Annotated in this window: 13 protein-coding genes; 8 read left to right on the forward strand and 5 right to left on the reverse strand. The window is 64.8% G+C overall.

The window, feature by feature from the left end; all coding sequences use genetic code 11:
- The first annotated feature begins 84 nt into the window (after window positions 1-84).
- Both ACGFNJ_RS38880 and ACGFNJ_RS38885 read left to right on the forward strand, forming a co-directional pair.
- Window positions 85-2,382: an MMPL family transporter gene (locus ACGFNJ_RS38880; protein ID WP_393460502.1), complete on the forward strand. Its 2,298-nt coding sequence runs from the start codon at window positions 85-87 to the stop codon at window positions 2,380-2,382.
- 797 nt (window positions 2,383-3,179) lie between these two features.
- Window positions 3,180-4,760: a M4 family metallopeptidase gene (locus ACGFNJ_RS38885; RefSeq protein ID WP_393460505.1), complete on the forward strand. Its 1,581-nt coding sequence runs from the start codon at window positions 3,180-3,182 to the stop codon at window positions 4,758-4,760.
- Between the two features lie 64 nt (window positions 4,761-4,824).
- Here the strand turns inward: ACGFNJ_RS38885 and ACGFNJ_RS38890 are convergent, their stop codons facing one another.
- The 3 genes from ACGFNJ_RS38890 to ACGFNJ_RS38900 all read right to left on the reverse strand — a co-directional run bounded on the left by ACGFNJ_RS38890 (window position 4,825) and on the right by ACGFNJ_RS38900 (window position 5,800).
- Window positions 4,825-5,085 carry a hypothetical protein gene (locus ACGFNJ_RS38890; protein WP_393460508.1) on the reverse strand — a complete coding sequence of 87 codons (261 nt, stop codon included), beginning with the start codon at window positions 5,083-5,085 and terminating at the stop codon, window positions 4,825-4,827.
- 53 nt (window positions 5,086-5,138) lie between these two features.
- Entirely contained in the window at window positions 5,139-5,339 is a 201-nt protein-coding gene (locus tag ACGFNJ_RS38895) for a hypothetical protein (RefSeq protein WP_393460511.1), read from the reverse strand.
- Between the two features lie 260 nt (window positions 5,340-5,599).
- A complete protein-coding gene (locus ACGFNJ_RS38900; RefSeq protein WP_069162093.1) occupies window positions 5,600-5,800 on the reverse strand; it encodes a hypothetical protein in 201 nt (66 codons plus the stop codon).
- A 197-nt stretch (window positions 5,801-5,997) separates the two neighbouring features.
- Here ACGFNJ_RS38900 and ACGFNJ_RS38905 point away from each other — a divergent pair, with 197 nt between their 5' ends.
- From ACGFNJ_RS38905 to ACGFNJ_RS38915, 3 genes are all read left to right on the forward strand, one after another.
- Window positions 5,998-7,254: an acyltransferase family protein gene (locus ACGFNJ_RS38905; RefSeq protein ID WP_393460514.1), complete on the forward strand. Its 1,257-nt coding sequence runs from the start codon at window positions 5,998-6,000 to the stop codon at window positions 7,252-7,254.
- 73 nt (window positions 7,255-7,327) lie between these two features.
- On the forward strand, window positions 7,328-7,651 hold the full coding sequence (locus ACGFNJ_RS38910; RefSeq protein ID WP_393460517.1) for a hypothetical protein: 324 nt from the start codon (window positions 7,328-7,330) through the stop codon (window positions 7,649-7,651).
- A gap of 1 nt (window position 7,652) precedes the next feature.
- The gene (locus ACGFNJ_RS38915; RefSeq protein WP_393460520.1) at window positions 7,653-8,270 is read left to right on the forward strand and encodes a carboxymuconolactone decarboxylase family protein; all 618 of its coding nucleotides are present in this window, start codon (window positions 7,653-7,655) and stop codon (window positions 8,268-8,270) included.
- A gap of 18 nt (window positions 8,271-8,288) precedes the next feature.
- On the opposite strand, the gene ACGFNJ_RS38920 is transcribed toward ACGFNJ_RS38915, so the two are convergent.
- Entirely contained in the window at window positions 8,289-9,140 is an 852-nt protein-coding gene (locus ACGFNJ_RS38920) for an SDR family oxidoreductase (RefSeq protein WP_393460523.1), read from the reverse strand.
- Between the two features lie 62 nt (window positions 9,141-9,202).
- On the opposite strand from ACGFNJ_RS38920, the gene ACGFNJ_RS38925 reads away from it, so the two are divergent.
- Complete coding sequence (locus ACGFNJ_RS38925) at window positions 9,203-9,589, forward strand: winged helix-turn-helix transcriptional regulator (protein ID WP_393460526.1); 387 nt, start codon at window positions 9,203-9,205, stop codon at window positions 9,587-9,589.
- A 128-nt stretch (window positions 9,590-9,717) separates the two neighbouring features.
- Entirely contained in the window at window positions 9,718-10,137 is a 420-nt protein-coding gene (locus tag ACGFNJ_RS38930; RefSeq protein WP_393460529.1) for a hypothetical protein, read from the forward strand.
- Between the two features lie 27 nt (window positions 10,138-10,164).
- Here the strand turns inward: ACGFNJ_RS38930 and ACGFNJ_RS38935 are convergent, their stop codons facing one another.
- Window positions 10,165-11,310: a hypothetical protein gene (locus tag ACGFNJ_RS38935; RefSeq protein ID WP_393460531.1), complete on the reverse strand. Its 1,146-nt coding sequence runs from the start codon at window positions 11,308-11,310 to the stop codon at window positions 10,165-10,167.
- A 516-nt stretch (window positions 11,311-11,826) separates the two neighbouring features.
- Here ACGFNJ_RS38935 and ACGFNJ_RS38940 point away from each other — a divergent pair.
- Window positions 11,827-12,513 carry a hypothetical protein gene (locus ACGFNJ_RS38940; RefSeq protein ID WP_393460534.1) on the forward strand — a complete coding sequence of 229 codons (687 nt, stop codon included), beginning with the start codon at window positions 11,827-11,829 and terminating at the stop codon, window positions 12,511-12,513.
- Window positions 12,514-13,356: the final 843 nt, after the last annotated feature.

Raw genomic sequence — 13,356 nt, forward strand, 5'->3', positions numbered from 1 at the left:
TAGTTCCCCGCGGGCCACGTCGGCTCGCGCGCGTTTGTCGCTCGATCCGATCCGGCACGACTCGATCACCGCGAGGAGAACCCTGTGTCCGTGTATCTATACCGGTGGGGAAAGTTCGCCTTCCGCCACAAGTGGCTAGTGCTGCCCGTCTGGATCGTCCTTTTCCTGGTGCTCGGTGGGCTCGGAGCCCAGCTGAAGGAGCCGATGAGCGACGACTTCAGCATGCCGAACCTGCCGTCGGAACGCGCGACGCAGATCCTCGACCAGCACTTCCCCGGTATGTCCGCGGGATTCAAATTCGACGCGGTCACCGGAACCTACGTCCTCGGCGCGCCTGCCGGACAGAAGCTCACCGATCCGGTCAACCGGCAGGCCATCGACGCGCTGATCGAGAAGCTGAACCACCTCGACATCGTCGACCACAGCAAGCCGATCAGTAACCCGGTCACCGCGACCGAGGAGATGGGTTGCCTTGTCGGCGACCCGGATCCCGCGAAGTGCAGCGGCGCACCGTTGAACGTGCTCAACAAGACCGACCGGGACACCGTCGCGTTCTTCAGCGTCCCGTTCACCATCAAGGAATTCACCGCGGTCACCGCCGACAACCGCAAGGCCGCCTACGACGTGGCCGACCAGGCCCGCGCCTCCGGGTTGACGGTCGAGATGAGCGGCACCATCGCCATGGAACAGCAAGCGCCGAGCGGTAAGTCGGAGCTGATCGGCATGGCGGTCGCGTTGGTGGTGATGATCGTGGCGTTCGGTGCGATCGTTGCGGCGTTCGTGCCGATCGTCACCGCGATCGTCGGCCTCAGCGCCGCGACCTCGCTGATCTTCCTCGGCACCAGCTTCCTCTCGATACCGAGCTTCACCACCTTCCTGGCATCGATGATCGGCATCGCGCTGTCCATCGACTACGCGCTTTTCATCGTGTCGCGATACAAACACGAACTGGCGGTACAGGATTCACCGGACGAGGCCGCGGGCACCGCGCTCGGCACTGCCGGGTCGGCGGTGGTGTTCGCCGGGCTGACCGTGATCATCGCGCTGGTCGGGTTGAGCATTGTCGGCGTTCGGTTCCTGACCTTCATGGGTCTCGGCGGCGCGGTGGCGGCCGGGTTCGCGGTGCTCACCGCGATCACGCTGATGCCTGCGCTGCTCGGCGCGTTCGGCCGCTTCCTGTTCAAGCCGAAGCTGCCGCTGATCGCCAAGCACGATCCGGAGGACGACAGCTCGGTCACCAACGGCATGCGTTTCGCGCAGCTCATCGGCAAGGCACCGTGGGTCGCGCTGATCCTGAGCGTGATCGTGCTCGGATTGCTCGCGCTGCCCGCCGCGAAGATGAATCTCGGGCTGCCCGGCGAGGACAGCATGCCCAAGACCTCCACTGTCCGTAAGGCTTACGAGCTGCGCACCGCGGGCTTCGGGGAGGGCAGCAACGGCGTGCTGCAGGTCGCCGTCGATCTCAGCGAGGTCCCCGTGACAGCGCGTACGACCGCGCTGAACTCGCTGCGCGACGAGCTCGCCTCCTCGCCGGACATGGATTACGTCACCGAGCCGACGCTCAGCAAGGACGGCCAGGGCGCACTCATCAACGGGGTGCCGAAGTCGGGTCCGAACGATCAGTCCACCAAGGACCTGGTCCGCGACGCCCGCGACGCGGAGGGACGGCTCGAAGACGAGTACGGGATGAAATACGGGATCACCGGCACCACGGCGATCTACGCCGACATCGACCATGTGCTGTTGAGCAAGATCGTGCCGTACATGGCGATCGTGGCGGGCGCGGCCTTCGTGTTGCTGATCCTGGTGTTCCGCTCGATCCTGGTGCCGCTCACCGGCGCGCTCGGGTTCCTGCTTTCGATGGCGGCCACATTCGGCGCGACCGTGCTGATCTTCCAGCAGGGCAAGCTCGGGCTGATCGAGGATCCGCGGGCGATCGTGAGCTTCCTGCCGATCATGTTGATCGGCTTGGTATTCGGGCTCGCGATGGACTATCAGGTCTTCCTGGTGACGCGGATGCGCGAGGAGTTCGTGCACGGCAAACCGCCGAAGGAGGCGATGATCAGCGGTTACCACCACGGGGCCAGGGTGGTCACGTCCGCGGCGATCATCATGATCTCGGTGTTCGGCTCGTTCCTGCTCGAGTCCGACGTGACCGCCAAGATGATGGGTTTCGCACTCGCGGCGGGCGTGCTGTTCGACGCCTTCCTGGTGCGCATGGTGTTGATTCCGTCGTTGCTCGCGCTGATGGGCAAGTGGGCGTGGTGGATGCCGAAGTGGCTGGACAAGATCGTGCCCGATATCGACGTGGAGGGCGCCAAGCTGGTCGCGTTGCGCGGGCAGCAGACACCGCAGGCGAAGCAGTCGGCCGAGGTCAGCTGACCCGAACGCCCCCACCCGCTATCGGGTGGGGGCAGGCATTGATCATGTGGCGCAACCTTTTTGCAATAGGGGATCGACCACGACGACGCTCGAAGTTGAATTCGCTTACCAGACACGCTGTTAACGTTCGCGAGAAAATGCGCACAGTACCGAGTCGGCCATCCGCGTTCAACTGGTGCATATACGGCCGTTCAACCGGAGACAATTCCGCCATTCTTCCGCATGCCGAGTTTGCGCAACCTGATACAGTTCATCGAGTTCAACTGGGTACCGCATCTATTGCAGAGCAAGGCAATTCATGCAGGACCCGCCGCACGCCTGGACAATATTCGCATCCCGCCGACGCAGTGCAGTAACTCTTGACAAGATCTACCGCCAGTCGGCCGATCGGATGCCAAGCCTACTTGACACGGAGCGTCAAGACTTCGCCAGGTGAGAGCGCTCACACTTGATCTTCGATCACGAACAAGCGGTCGGTCTCGTTTCGGCAGGTAACACCGGAATCCATTTCTATGTACAGCTTCTACCATCGAATCAAGATTTTTCTATACGATCGATACATCAAGATCCTCGGCCTGCAACGACCTGACAACGGATCGCATCGTACGAAAAATCTTACCCTGTCGGGGAATTGAAGAATCCGGGCCGCAGCCCCGTTGGAACGCAGCCAATTCCAGCCCGAACTGGCACTGGTTGTTGTTCCAATCAAAACTATGAATTCCACACATAGAAGGTCCGCGAGATGGACCCTATTCACTGTAATGGCCGTTGTAGCAACGGCTTTCGCGTCAGGGCCGATGGCATACGGCGAACCGCCCGCTACCCCACCGGCTTCGGACTTGTCGACCGCGCCGAAGGACGTGACCAAGGACCAGCAGGGCGCTGTGCTCGAGGTGGTGCCCAAGACCCCGGTGCCGGTTCCGGCTGGCGCTCCCCGCGCGGCCGGGACCGCGGCGCAAGCACACGCCAAGGGGGTCGAGAAGGCATTCGGCGATGCTGTCGGCACCCTCGTCGTTGACAACACCTTCGAGGTCGGTGAGGGCTCGACGGTGCGGTTGCGGCAAGAGATCGACGGGGTACCGGTCTTCGGCGCCTCGGTCGCGCAGTCGCTGGCCGCCGATGGTTCGCTCATCGCGGCAAGCGGATCGCTGACCCAGAGCTCGCAAGGCAAGTACGCGTCGAAGACACCGTCGGAGCAGGTCAAGGCCACCGCACTGAAAAAGGTTGCCGAGCAGAGCAAGACGGCCGCCGACAAGCTGAGCGTCACCGAGACGAAGACCTTCTGGTACGACGCCAAGCTGGCGGCCAAGGACGGCGCGAAGAGTGTCGCCGTCCCGGCGTACAAGCTCGAGATCGCCGGCGCTGAGGGCGAGGAGAAGGGCGAGCCCGCGCAGTGGATGGTGTTCGTCGACGCCAACAAGACCGACAAGGTGCTCGACAGCTGGAGCGAGACCAAGCACCTCAACCGTGTCGTGTGCGACAACGCGAACCGGCGGGTCAACCCGAACACGGTCAGCTGTGGCAGCGGGAGCCTGCGCTCCACCAGGTCTGAAGGCCAGGCCGCCACGGGCATCAAGGATGTCGACGACATCTACAACTACCTGGGCAACACCGAAAAGTTCTACGCCCAGTACACCAAGCTCGCCAACCTGACCAACCTCATCGGCTCCGACACCGGAGACGGCAAGGGTAAGGCACTGCGCGCCACCGTCCGTCTCTGCACCACGACGGAATGCCCGTACCAGAACGCCTTCTGGTCCGGCAGCCAAATGGCCTACGGCACCGGCCTCACCACCGAGGACATCACCGGGCACGAGCTCACCCACGGCGTGACCCAGCACACCAATGGTCTGGTCTACCGCAACGAGCCCGGCGCGATCAACGAATCCATGTCGGACATCTTCGGCGAGTTCGTCTTCCTGACCAACGCCAGCAACCCGTGCAACACTGCCGCCAACCGGTGGCGGCTCGGTGCCTGCAGCTCCATCGGCGTGATCCGGGACATGAAGAACCCGAACGCCTTCCAGGATCCCGACACCTACAAGGGCCGTTACTGGTACGCCGGTAGCGGTGACAGCGGTGGCGTCCACACCAACAGCGGTGTCGGCAACAAGACCGCACAGCTCATCACCGACGGTGGCACCCTCAACGGCTCGACCGTCACGGGCATCGGCATCACGAAGGCCGCCGCGCTGTACTGGACCACGCAGACCCTGCTGTCGTCCAACTCCAACTACGCAGCGTTGGCGAGCAAGCTGGCCACCGCGTGCAACAGCAATGTCACCAACAAGGTCGCCGGAACAACAGCGGCTGACTGCGCCCAGGTGAACAACGCGATCGCCGCGACCAAGCTGCCGCGTCTGAACCGCAACACATAATCACCGAAGACAGCAGGTCAGGACCGCCTCGGCGACCTGGCCTACTGTCATGTCACGGCCCGTTTCACGGACTCGGCTGCGGCACCGTGCAGTTGTCGACCTTCGGGTTCGCGCCGACGTAGTTGAGCGGGCCCGCGAGCGCGGTGATGCCGATCGTGCCCCAGCCCGCGCAGTTGGTCGGGCTGTTCTCGAAATAGTGGCGCTGGCCCGCCGCGAGCAGGCCGATGGCCAGCCACAGGAGCACGAGCAGGCTGAACAGCCGGGCACCCGTATGTCGTACCGCTCGTGCGTGGATATCGCGCTGGCGGATCTCGTGGTCGGGCATGTCACCGATGTCCTTTCATGCTCCCCACCTCGGGATACCCGCTCGAGCAGGAGTTACGCGCTCGGTTGTGGCACGTTGCAGTCGGCGACCTTCGGGTTCACGCCCATGTAGTTGAGTGGACCGGCCAGAATGGTCAGCGCGATGTTGCCGAAGCCTGCGCAGTTCACCGGGCCGCTGTCGAAGTAGTTCCGCTGGCCCGCGGCGATCACGCCGATCACCAGCCAGATGACGATAATCAGACTGATTGGTCTCATGTTGCCTCGTTCTTCGGCGTATTTCGAGCACCCCATTATCTGGTCCCGGACGCGACGCGCCGAGCGTGCCGAATCCGCCTGCGTGCCGTGCGACCGGCACAGTTCACGGCGCGTGCTCCGTGCCGGAACAGCGCTGACGGTCTGCGACCCGGCTAGGCGACAGCAAGTCCGGACGCGGCGGACCTCGCGCCGAACAAGCAGGCGCGAGGTCGCCGAATAGGTTGTGCCGGAAGAGTATTCGTGACTACCGGCGCATTGGCTTACGGACTGGGTTGCGGCACATTGCAATCCGCGACCTTCGGGTTCACGCCCATGTAGTTGAGCGGACCCGCGATCACGGTGACCGCGATGGTGCCGAAGCCGGCGCAGTTCACCGGGCCGCTGTCGAAGTAGTCCCGCTGGGCTGCGGCGACCACACCGACCAGCAACCAGATCAAGACGATAATGCTTCCGATTCTCATATTTCTCTCGCTCATCGGTCTCGAGCGGACAGTTCGACGCATTGGGGCTCACGTCCTTCCCGCACTTGGCTATCGGGTCGTATACCCCCGATCCGCCGAAATATCCGATCCGGACCGAACTAGTGCTCGCCGGCTCCTGCCCCCAAGCGTGTCGCGTATTTCATCCCCTGTTCAGCCGGGCCGGGTAGGTCACAGGTGTGCGCAGACAACACAGCTGGACCGTCGACCTGCTCCGGGTCTTCGCCATCAGCGTTGTCGTTGTCATCCACTGGATTTCGGTGCGCGTCACGGTCACCGACGGCGTCGTCCGCGGCGAGCCCGCGCTGCACGGCAAGCCGATCTGGGCACTGTCCTGGCTCATCCAGGTGATGCCGCTGTTCTTTCTGGCGGGCGGGTTCGCGAACACGCTGATCGTCGATCGGTGGCGGGCCACTGGGGCGACCTACGGCGAATACCTCGGTCCACGGATACGGCGGCTCACCGCACCGGTGCTCGCGCTGGTCGCGGTGCTCACGCCGCTGCTCGCGATCATCGGCGGGTTCTCCGAGCGAACGGCGACGGCTGCCGCGCATGTCGTGGCCAGTCCGCTGTGGTTCCTCGCGGTGTATCTGGTCGCGGTGGCGGTCGCGCCGGGTGCGGTCGCGGTGCACGATCGACTGCCGTTGCTGCTGCCGCTGGCCTTGCTCGGCTGCTCGATTGCCGTCGACGCCTTGCGATTCGGCGGCGCCGGGCAAGTAGCGGAATCGAATCTGCTGTTCGTGTGGTTGTTCTGCCACCAGCTCGGCGTGCTGCACGCGCGCAGTGCGCTCGGCCGGATCTCCGATATCGGTGTGCTGATACTCGCCGGGCTCTGCGTTGCGCTGCTGGTGCTCATGGTCGGACCCGGTCCGTACTTTCCCACCACCCTCGGTGTCGCCGACGCGCAGGTGTCCAACCTCGCGCCGCCCACCTCGGCCATCTCGATCCTCGCCGTGCTGCAACTCGCGCTGGTGACCCTCGTCGATCGGCGGGTCATCGGCTGGGAGCCGAGCAGCACCCTGCGCAGCATCGTCGGCGCGATCGTGCCGCTGTTGATGACCATCTACCTCTGGCATGTTCCGGTGATCGCGGTGTTGACCGGGATCGCGACGCTGGCGCCCACGACGCTGCTGCCCAGCGATCCGCAAACCTGGTGGGAGACAAGGCCGTTGTGGATTCTGCTCGGCGCGGTCGTGCTGGCGGCCGTGGTGCGGCTCAGCGCGCGCTGGGACATGTTCTGCGCCCGTTACGCATCGCGCGACGCGACCGTGCCCGCCGTCGCCGGCACCGCGCTTGCCGCGGGAGGCGTGTATTCGATCTGGCAGTTCGGGCTGTTCCCGGCGGGTCCAGCACTGGCGGTGCTCAGCCTGGTGTTCGGGGCGGCGCTGCTCAGTACTGCCCGGCGCACTGCGGACAAAAGTTCGGCGCCCGCCTGACTGTGTGATGTCACGAATGATCTTTGCCGACTTTCTCTTCCGGTCGCAGGGGCCGATCGGCGAGAATGGGGCGATGGCACGGCAGTCGATAGACGAACAGTGGCAGCAGTTCGGCGAGCATGTCACGTCCGCGCCCGGTCGATTGCCGGTCGAGGTACGCAAGCAGATCCGCAAGCGTGCGACCGACGGGGACGGCGATGACGGGATCCCGGCAGAGCTGGTGCCGTTCGTCGACCTGGTCTCGGAGCGTTCGTACCGGATCACCCAGGAATCCGTCACCGCGGTGACGGACGCGGGCCACAGCGACGACGAGATCTTCGAGGCGGCCGTCGTCGCCGCCTACGGTGCCGCCGACCGGCGCCTGCGCGCCGCTCGCCGGGCCTGGGAAGGACGTTGACATGTACATCGGCGCAATCGAATCCGGACATGATCGACCAACCAAGGTCGTACTCGGCACGATGGAGCTGTTCAGCAGGATGCCCGTGCCCGCGGTGCTCAAGGTGCTGTTCTATCGGCACCGCTTCTTCGGCACCCCGCTGTCCGACCTCTTCCAGCAGGTGATGCGCGGGCCCTCGTTCTGGACGGTGGCTGAGCGCGAAATCTTTGCGACACAAGCCTCCAAGGCGAACGAGTGCCCGTTCTGCGCGTCCGCCCACCACGCGATCGCCGGCGCGTACACCGACATCAACGTGGTGAAACTGTCGCTGGCCCAAGGCGCCGATTCACCGGCAAGACCCGAGGCGCAGGCGATGCTCGAATTCCTCGCCAAGATGGTCCGCGACCCCGACGGGCTCACGCCGGGCGACGCCGACAAGGTAAGGCACGCAGGGGTTTCCGCGGAAGCGTTCGAAGAAGCGGTATGGGTGGGCACCACGTTCAACGTCATCAATCGGATGCTGAACACTGTCGGTGCGCAAGCGTTGGAACCCAAGGAGGCGCGGATCGGCGCGCGGTTCATCAAGACCTTCGGGTACAAGGTGCCGCCGCCGGTCCGGTTCTTCTCGCGCGGCGACTAGGGATTCGCCAACGATCAGTCAGGCGAAGTCCGCGACATGGTCGGCCACCCATTGCGCGTAAGTACGGGCGGGTGATCCGGTGACGTCCTGGATTGTCGAGGTCGGCTGTCCGGGAGTATCAACCAGCGCGGCAAAGGCATCGAGCACGACGTCGACGGCCTCCGGTGGCACCCAATCCATGTACTGCTTCGCCTGTTCCGGTGTGAGCTCCGCCCACTCCAATGGGCGGCCCAATGCTGCGCCGATGGTTGCCACCTGGTCGATTCTGCTGAGCGCCGCTGAACCGGTCAGCTCATAGCTCACGCCGACGTGCCCGTCGGTGGTCAGCGCGCGCACCGCGACCGCCGCGATGTCCGCCTCGTGCACCAGGGTCATCGACGCCGCGCCGTAGCCGCCACGCACGATGTTGCCTGCGCGGATCTGCGCTGCCCACTCCAGGGTGTTGGTGGCAAAAGCGTGCGGGCGCAAGAAGGTCCAGTCCAGGCCGGAGGCCTTGATCGGTGCTTCGATGGCGGCATGGGCGACGCCGATCGGGTTGTCCTGTTCGTCGCGGTCGTCACGGACCGCGCCGGACGACAGCAGGACGAGGCGACCGGTGTGCTCGGCGATCACGTCGACCACCGCCTTCGCCACGTCGCCGGACAGCATCGGCCAGGTCAGGTAGACGGCGTCGACACCGTCGAGCGCCGGGATCAGCGTGGCCGGTGCGGTCAAGTCGCCTGGTACTACCTCGACGCCGGTGGGTAACGCGGCCGCCGCGGGCTTACGCGCGAGTGCGCGTACCGCGATCCCGGTCGCCGAGAGTTGCGAAACAACCTGTCCGCCAACGTGACCGGTCGCACCGATCACCAAAACCGTTTTGATAGCCATGAACTCACTCTATGAATGCGACTAACCCTTGGTAAGGGCCTACTTTGAAGTAAGCTCATGACGTGGGGGTAGGTTCTCAGGCGAGCGAGTCGAGCACGGCTCGGCAACGTGACGTATTCGACAAAGACTGCCCGGCTCGGACCGTCCTCGACAAGTTGACCAGCCGTTGGGGCGTGCTCGTCCTGGCCGCCCTGCGCTGCGGCCCGATGCGCTTCCACGTGCTGCGCGATCGGATCGGCGGCATCAGCGAGAAAATGCTGTCGCAGAACCTGCGCACCTTCACCGAATACGGCCTCACCGAACGCACCGTCGAACCGACCATCCCACCGCAGGTCAGCTACGCCTTGACGCCGCTCGGCGCCGAAGCGGCGGAACAGTTGCACGGCCTGCTCGCCTGGGTCGGCGCCAATGCCGAGACGATCGTGCGGTTCCAAGCCCGCACGCAGTGAGGTCGCGTGGGCTCCCGGCTCCCGGCTTCCGGCGCAGGCGATGGCTACCCGGGCTAGGCTTCTCCCGACGGCTGCTCTGCCGTCTTACCGGGTCGCCCGTATACCAGCCCTTCCGAGGAGGTAGCACGATGATCAGGTCTTTCGCTCGAACCGCTGTCGGCGCCGCGGCCTTCGCCGTCATGACCGGCCCGCCCGCCAACGCCCAAGTGCTCGCGGTCGAAGTCTTCGCTGGCCAAGAAGGCCTGCTGACCGGCTGCCCGGCCACCGTTCGCGCCACCGTCAGCGACGACGATGTCGCGCCTGGCACGGTCTTCTTCGTCCTCTCCGGCGGCGTCATCCCCGGCAACGGTGAACGCATTCCCGGCGAAGCGGTCTTCCATCCGGGAGACAAAACCGTCACCGCGACCTGGACGCCGACCCGCATCGGATCCCAGAACCTCGTCGCCATCCAGAGCGTGCCGGGCCAATACACCTCGTCGTTGTACATCACCGTCGACGTCACCGGCGCGGGCCTCGACACCGGGAGCTCCTGCCAACGCCTTCCCTAACGCGCAGTTGCGTTCGGGCGCAGGGTTTTACGACGTCGACTGCCACCGCCACGTGGAGGAGCCGGTCTGTCGGCAGATGACGGCACTTCCGTCGGACGACTTGCCGTACTTCTCTCCGTCGCGGTCGCACACCTCGCCGTCCTCGTTCGTGCCGCTCGCCAAGGGGCCGGGGTCGGTCCACCGGTAGCTCCGGCGGTCACTGCCTGCGCTGCACAACAGTTCTTTGCCGTTCTTCGCAGTGCGGAAGGACCCGGCATCCTCGCTGTCGCAGGGAGATCCGACAGCAGCATGATCCGCCGTGGACGTGCTGCTCGGCGTGCTGGTCGCAGTGGTGTCGAAAGTGTTGCAGGAGAACGCAAGTCCGTTGTCCTTCGGCTCGACCTTGCCGAGGCAGCCGAACGGCACCGCGCCCGCCGAGCTGAGCTGAATCGCCGAACCTGCGGTGTTGTTGACGCAGAACAGGCCGGTTTCGTCCATGCGGCAGTCATAGTCGTCGAAGGTGAGCCTGCTGCCGTAAGGCAGGGACGCCCCGTCGCCGAGAGTGAATTGGCCGGGGTCGCCGCGCACACTCCCGATGCCAAGGGTGGGACCAGGGAATTCGATCCAGCCACCCACCCAGTTGCCCTGTTTGGCCTTTGCCGGACGCGACGGGGGGTTGTCCAGCTCCGCCATGCAGGTGAGGCCCTGCCCGCCCTTGGTGCTTGCGGACGTCATGCATCGGATCTTTTCGGACGGGCTGACGAAGGCGACCGCCGAACCGAGATCGCTGACCGTCCCGCTCTTCGCCGTCGCGGTGTGAAACTTCGCGATATCGGCCGGGGTGCCCGCGCGCACCCAAGCCATCACCGTCGACAACGGCGCGCCCGCCGCGGGCGGGCTCAACGGCGCGGCCTTGGCCGACGTGGTCGATGGCGGTTTCGCCGTCGTAGTCACCGCAGTCGTGCCCTCGTCCGCAGACTTGGTGAAGTAGCCGCCCGCGGCCAAGCCGCCGACAACGATCACCGACCCGACAAGCAGCGCGGCCAGCCCCGTGAGCGCGTATCGGCCGATCCACTGACGCTTGCGAGCAGGCTGCCGCCGCGACCGAAACGGCTCATGGTCGTCCGAGTAGGCGGGAAACACATCGGTGTCCTGCGTGGATAGCTCGTCCTGCCGACGGTAGTCAGGTGACATCGATGCCCCTATGTCCCAAGGTCGGCGGGTACATCAGGTCGACCCGCCCCCGTGCAGCATACGATCAACCCGGCCAAAATGAGCAGCAAGCGAGTACCCACCCACCCAACCCCGGAAACATCCCGCAGGCCCTCGGCACGAGTGGCACATGGCTGTGGCAACGGTCGAGAGCGCCTCTCCATGGTGTGCCACTCGTCGGTGACCGGACCCGAGGTGGCGGTGGGATCTGCCTGCTGTCGGTGGCGCAATGACTTTCGCCGTCGGTAATGGTGGGGATAGCGAATGTGAAAGTCATCGAACGATCATTGAACGATAAAGAGGTCGCCTACCTCGCCGAACACTGCACAACTGCGGTTGCGACCACGGGACGACTCATCGGCAAATATGGCACGCGCCACATTCGATCCCTTTCCTGAGGATTGTCGGATATGAATAGGCTCGCTGTCGATATCAATCCTTCGATTCGACTGCGGGACAAGACGTTCCGTCGGGATCGGAGGTCAGGAGGAAACCGATATGTTTCGTACGGCTGCCCTGCGCGTAGGCCGCAATGTTCTCACCGCGGCGGTGCTGCCCTTCGCGGTAGTGGCCACGGTCGCCAGCGCGGGAACTGCGTCGGCGACTGACTACACCGCGCAGCAGGCACGGTTGGCCGCGGGCCTGGTGGCTTCGGCCAGCGACCAAGGCGTCAACTACAAGACAACTACGGCACCGGATCTCAAGACCATCTCCACCACGCTGGACAACGGCAAGTTCACGTTGACCGCGGATGCCTCGGCGGTGAAGGTCGAATCGGCCACCGGCGCGAAGGTCAGCGAATTCCCGCTGTCGCTGAAGACGGTCGCGGGCAACACGATTGCGCTGACGCCGCAGATCTCCCAGGACAGCAAGACGCTCGTCCTCACCCCGCAGGTGACCCCCGAGGTCGCCGCCGAACTGAAGCCTGTCGCCGCCGGCTTGAAGCCCATCGCGACCAACCCGGACGCACAGAACCACGACCCGCTCGCCAACGGTCTCGCCGGCGGCGCCCTTGTCGGTCTCGGCATCGCCGCCGTCCTGTGCATCCCCGGCCTCCTCGCCTTCATCGTCGGTTACTTCGCATGCGTGGCGATCAGCTCGCTCACCTACGTGGTGCTCGCCGCCGTGATCGGCGCGATCGTCGGCGCCGTCGCCCCCGACGTCATCCCGCAGGTCCTGCCCTGATGATCGGCTGACCGGTGCACGCACCGGTCGAAAGGGCCCGCCCCACCAGAACTGGTGGAGGCGGGCCTTTTTCGCTTATTTCCATTGCCTTCCCGAATACCGTTCGTCTAGCCACATATTCGGTAGATCCCGAACCCCGAACAGAACGATCTGCGCCGTGGTTGGCACTCCTGGTATTCCAGGAGGGCGAACTGCCGGGCGGCCCGGCCCCTGGCGAGCAGTAGTTACCCACCTGGCTGCCAACCATCTAGGGCGGCACAATGGAGGGCAACAGCTGCCAGGGCAAAAAAAGCCCCTCACCTGCGTGAGCAGGTGAGGGGCTTTTGGCGGTGGCGGAGGGATTTGAACCCTTTCCGCCCCGCTGGTCAAGGGTTCAGAATCGTCTCTACCTGCAAAAACACATCGTTGGCATTCACACCGGATCACAGCGATTCGTGCCCAGTTGTGCCCATTCTGTGCCCAACACCCGCGCGGCCCAGGCACCTCGAAATGAGGTGCCTGGGCCGCAGTCGTTCGCGAGGGACGCCTATACGCCCCGTTCGCGATCAGCAGGCGGGGGCTGTGGGGTGCTGGCACGTTCCGGGCCACGCACGCGGATACGCAGCCGCCACAACGCGTTGCGCAGACGGACAGGCCCCCAGAAACGCACTCGGTGCCACAAGCCGGGGTCGGGATACTCGGCGTACCTACCGTTGAACATCGGCATGACTCATCCTCTCGGGCATTCGGCGGCAGTGACTCGGCGGGTGTCGGTCAAGTCCCGGGGCGTGGTGTAACTGAGTGGTCACCGCATGATCCGAAGTATGGTCAGGCGGTGAGTTCTGCTGGTGCTGGGTCCTCCTG

It is taken from the genome of Nocardia sp. NPDC049149 (assembly GCF_043197455.1).
Lineage (GTDB): Bacteria > Actinomycetota > Actinomycetes > Mycobacteriales > Mycobacteriaceae > Nocardia.

Coding starts and splice junctions, on each gene's coding strand:
- ACGFNJ_RS38885 (WP_393460505.1), top strand. CDS start 3,180: ATGGCATACGGCGAACCGCCCGCTACCCCACCGGCTTCGGACTTGTCG.
- ACGFNJ_RS38890 (WP_393460508.1), bottom strand. CDS start 5,085: ATGCCCGACCACGAGATCCGCCAGCGCGATATCCACGCACGAGCGGTA.
- ACGFNJ_RS38895 (WP_393460511.1), bottom strand. CDS start 5,339: ATGAGACCAATCAGTCTGATTATCGTCATCTGGCTGGTGATCGGCGTG.
- ACGFNJ_RS38900 (WP_069162093.1), bottom strand. CDS start 5,800: ATGAGAATCGGAAGCATTATCGTCTTGATCTGGTTGCTGGTCGGTGTG.
- ACGFNJ_RS38910 (WP_393460517.1), top strand. CDS start 7,328: ATGGCACGGCAGTCGATAGACGAACAGTGGCAGCAGTTCGGCGAGCAT.
- ACGFNJ_RS38915 (WP_393460520.1), top strand. CDS start 7,653: ATGTACATCGGCGCAATCGAATCCGGACATGATCGACCAACCAAGGTC.
- ACGFNJ_RS38920 (WP_393460523.1), bottom strand. CDS start 9,140: ATGGCTATCAAAACGGTTTTGGTGATCGGTGCGACCGGTCACGTTGGC.
- ACGFNJ_RS38930 (WP_393460529.1), top strand. CDS start 9,718: ATGATCAGGTCTTTCGCTCGAACCGCTGTCGGCGCCGCGGCCTTCGCC.
- ACGFNJ_RS38935 (WP_393460531.1), bottom strand. CDS start 11,310: ATGTCACCTGACTACCGTCGGCAGGACGAGCTATCCACGCAGGACACC.
- ACGFNJ_RS38940 (WP_393460534.1), top strand. CDS start 11,827: ATGTTTCGTACGGCTGCCCTGCGCGTAGGCCGCAATGTTCTCACCGCG.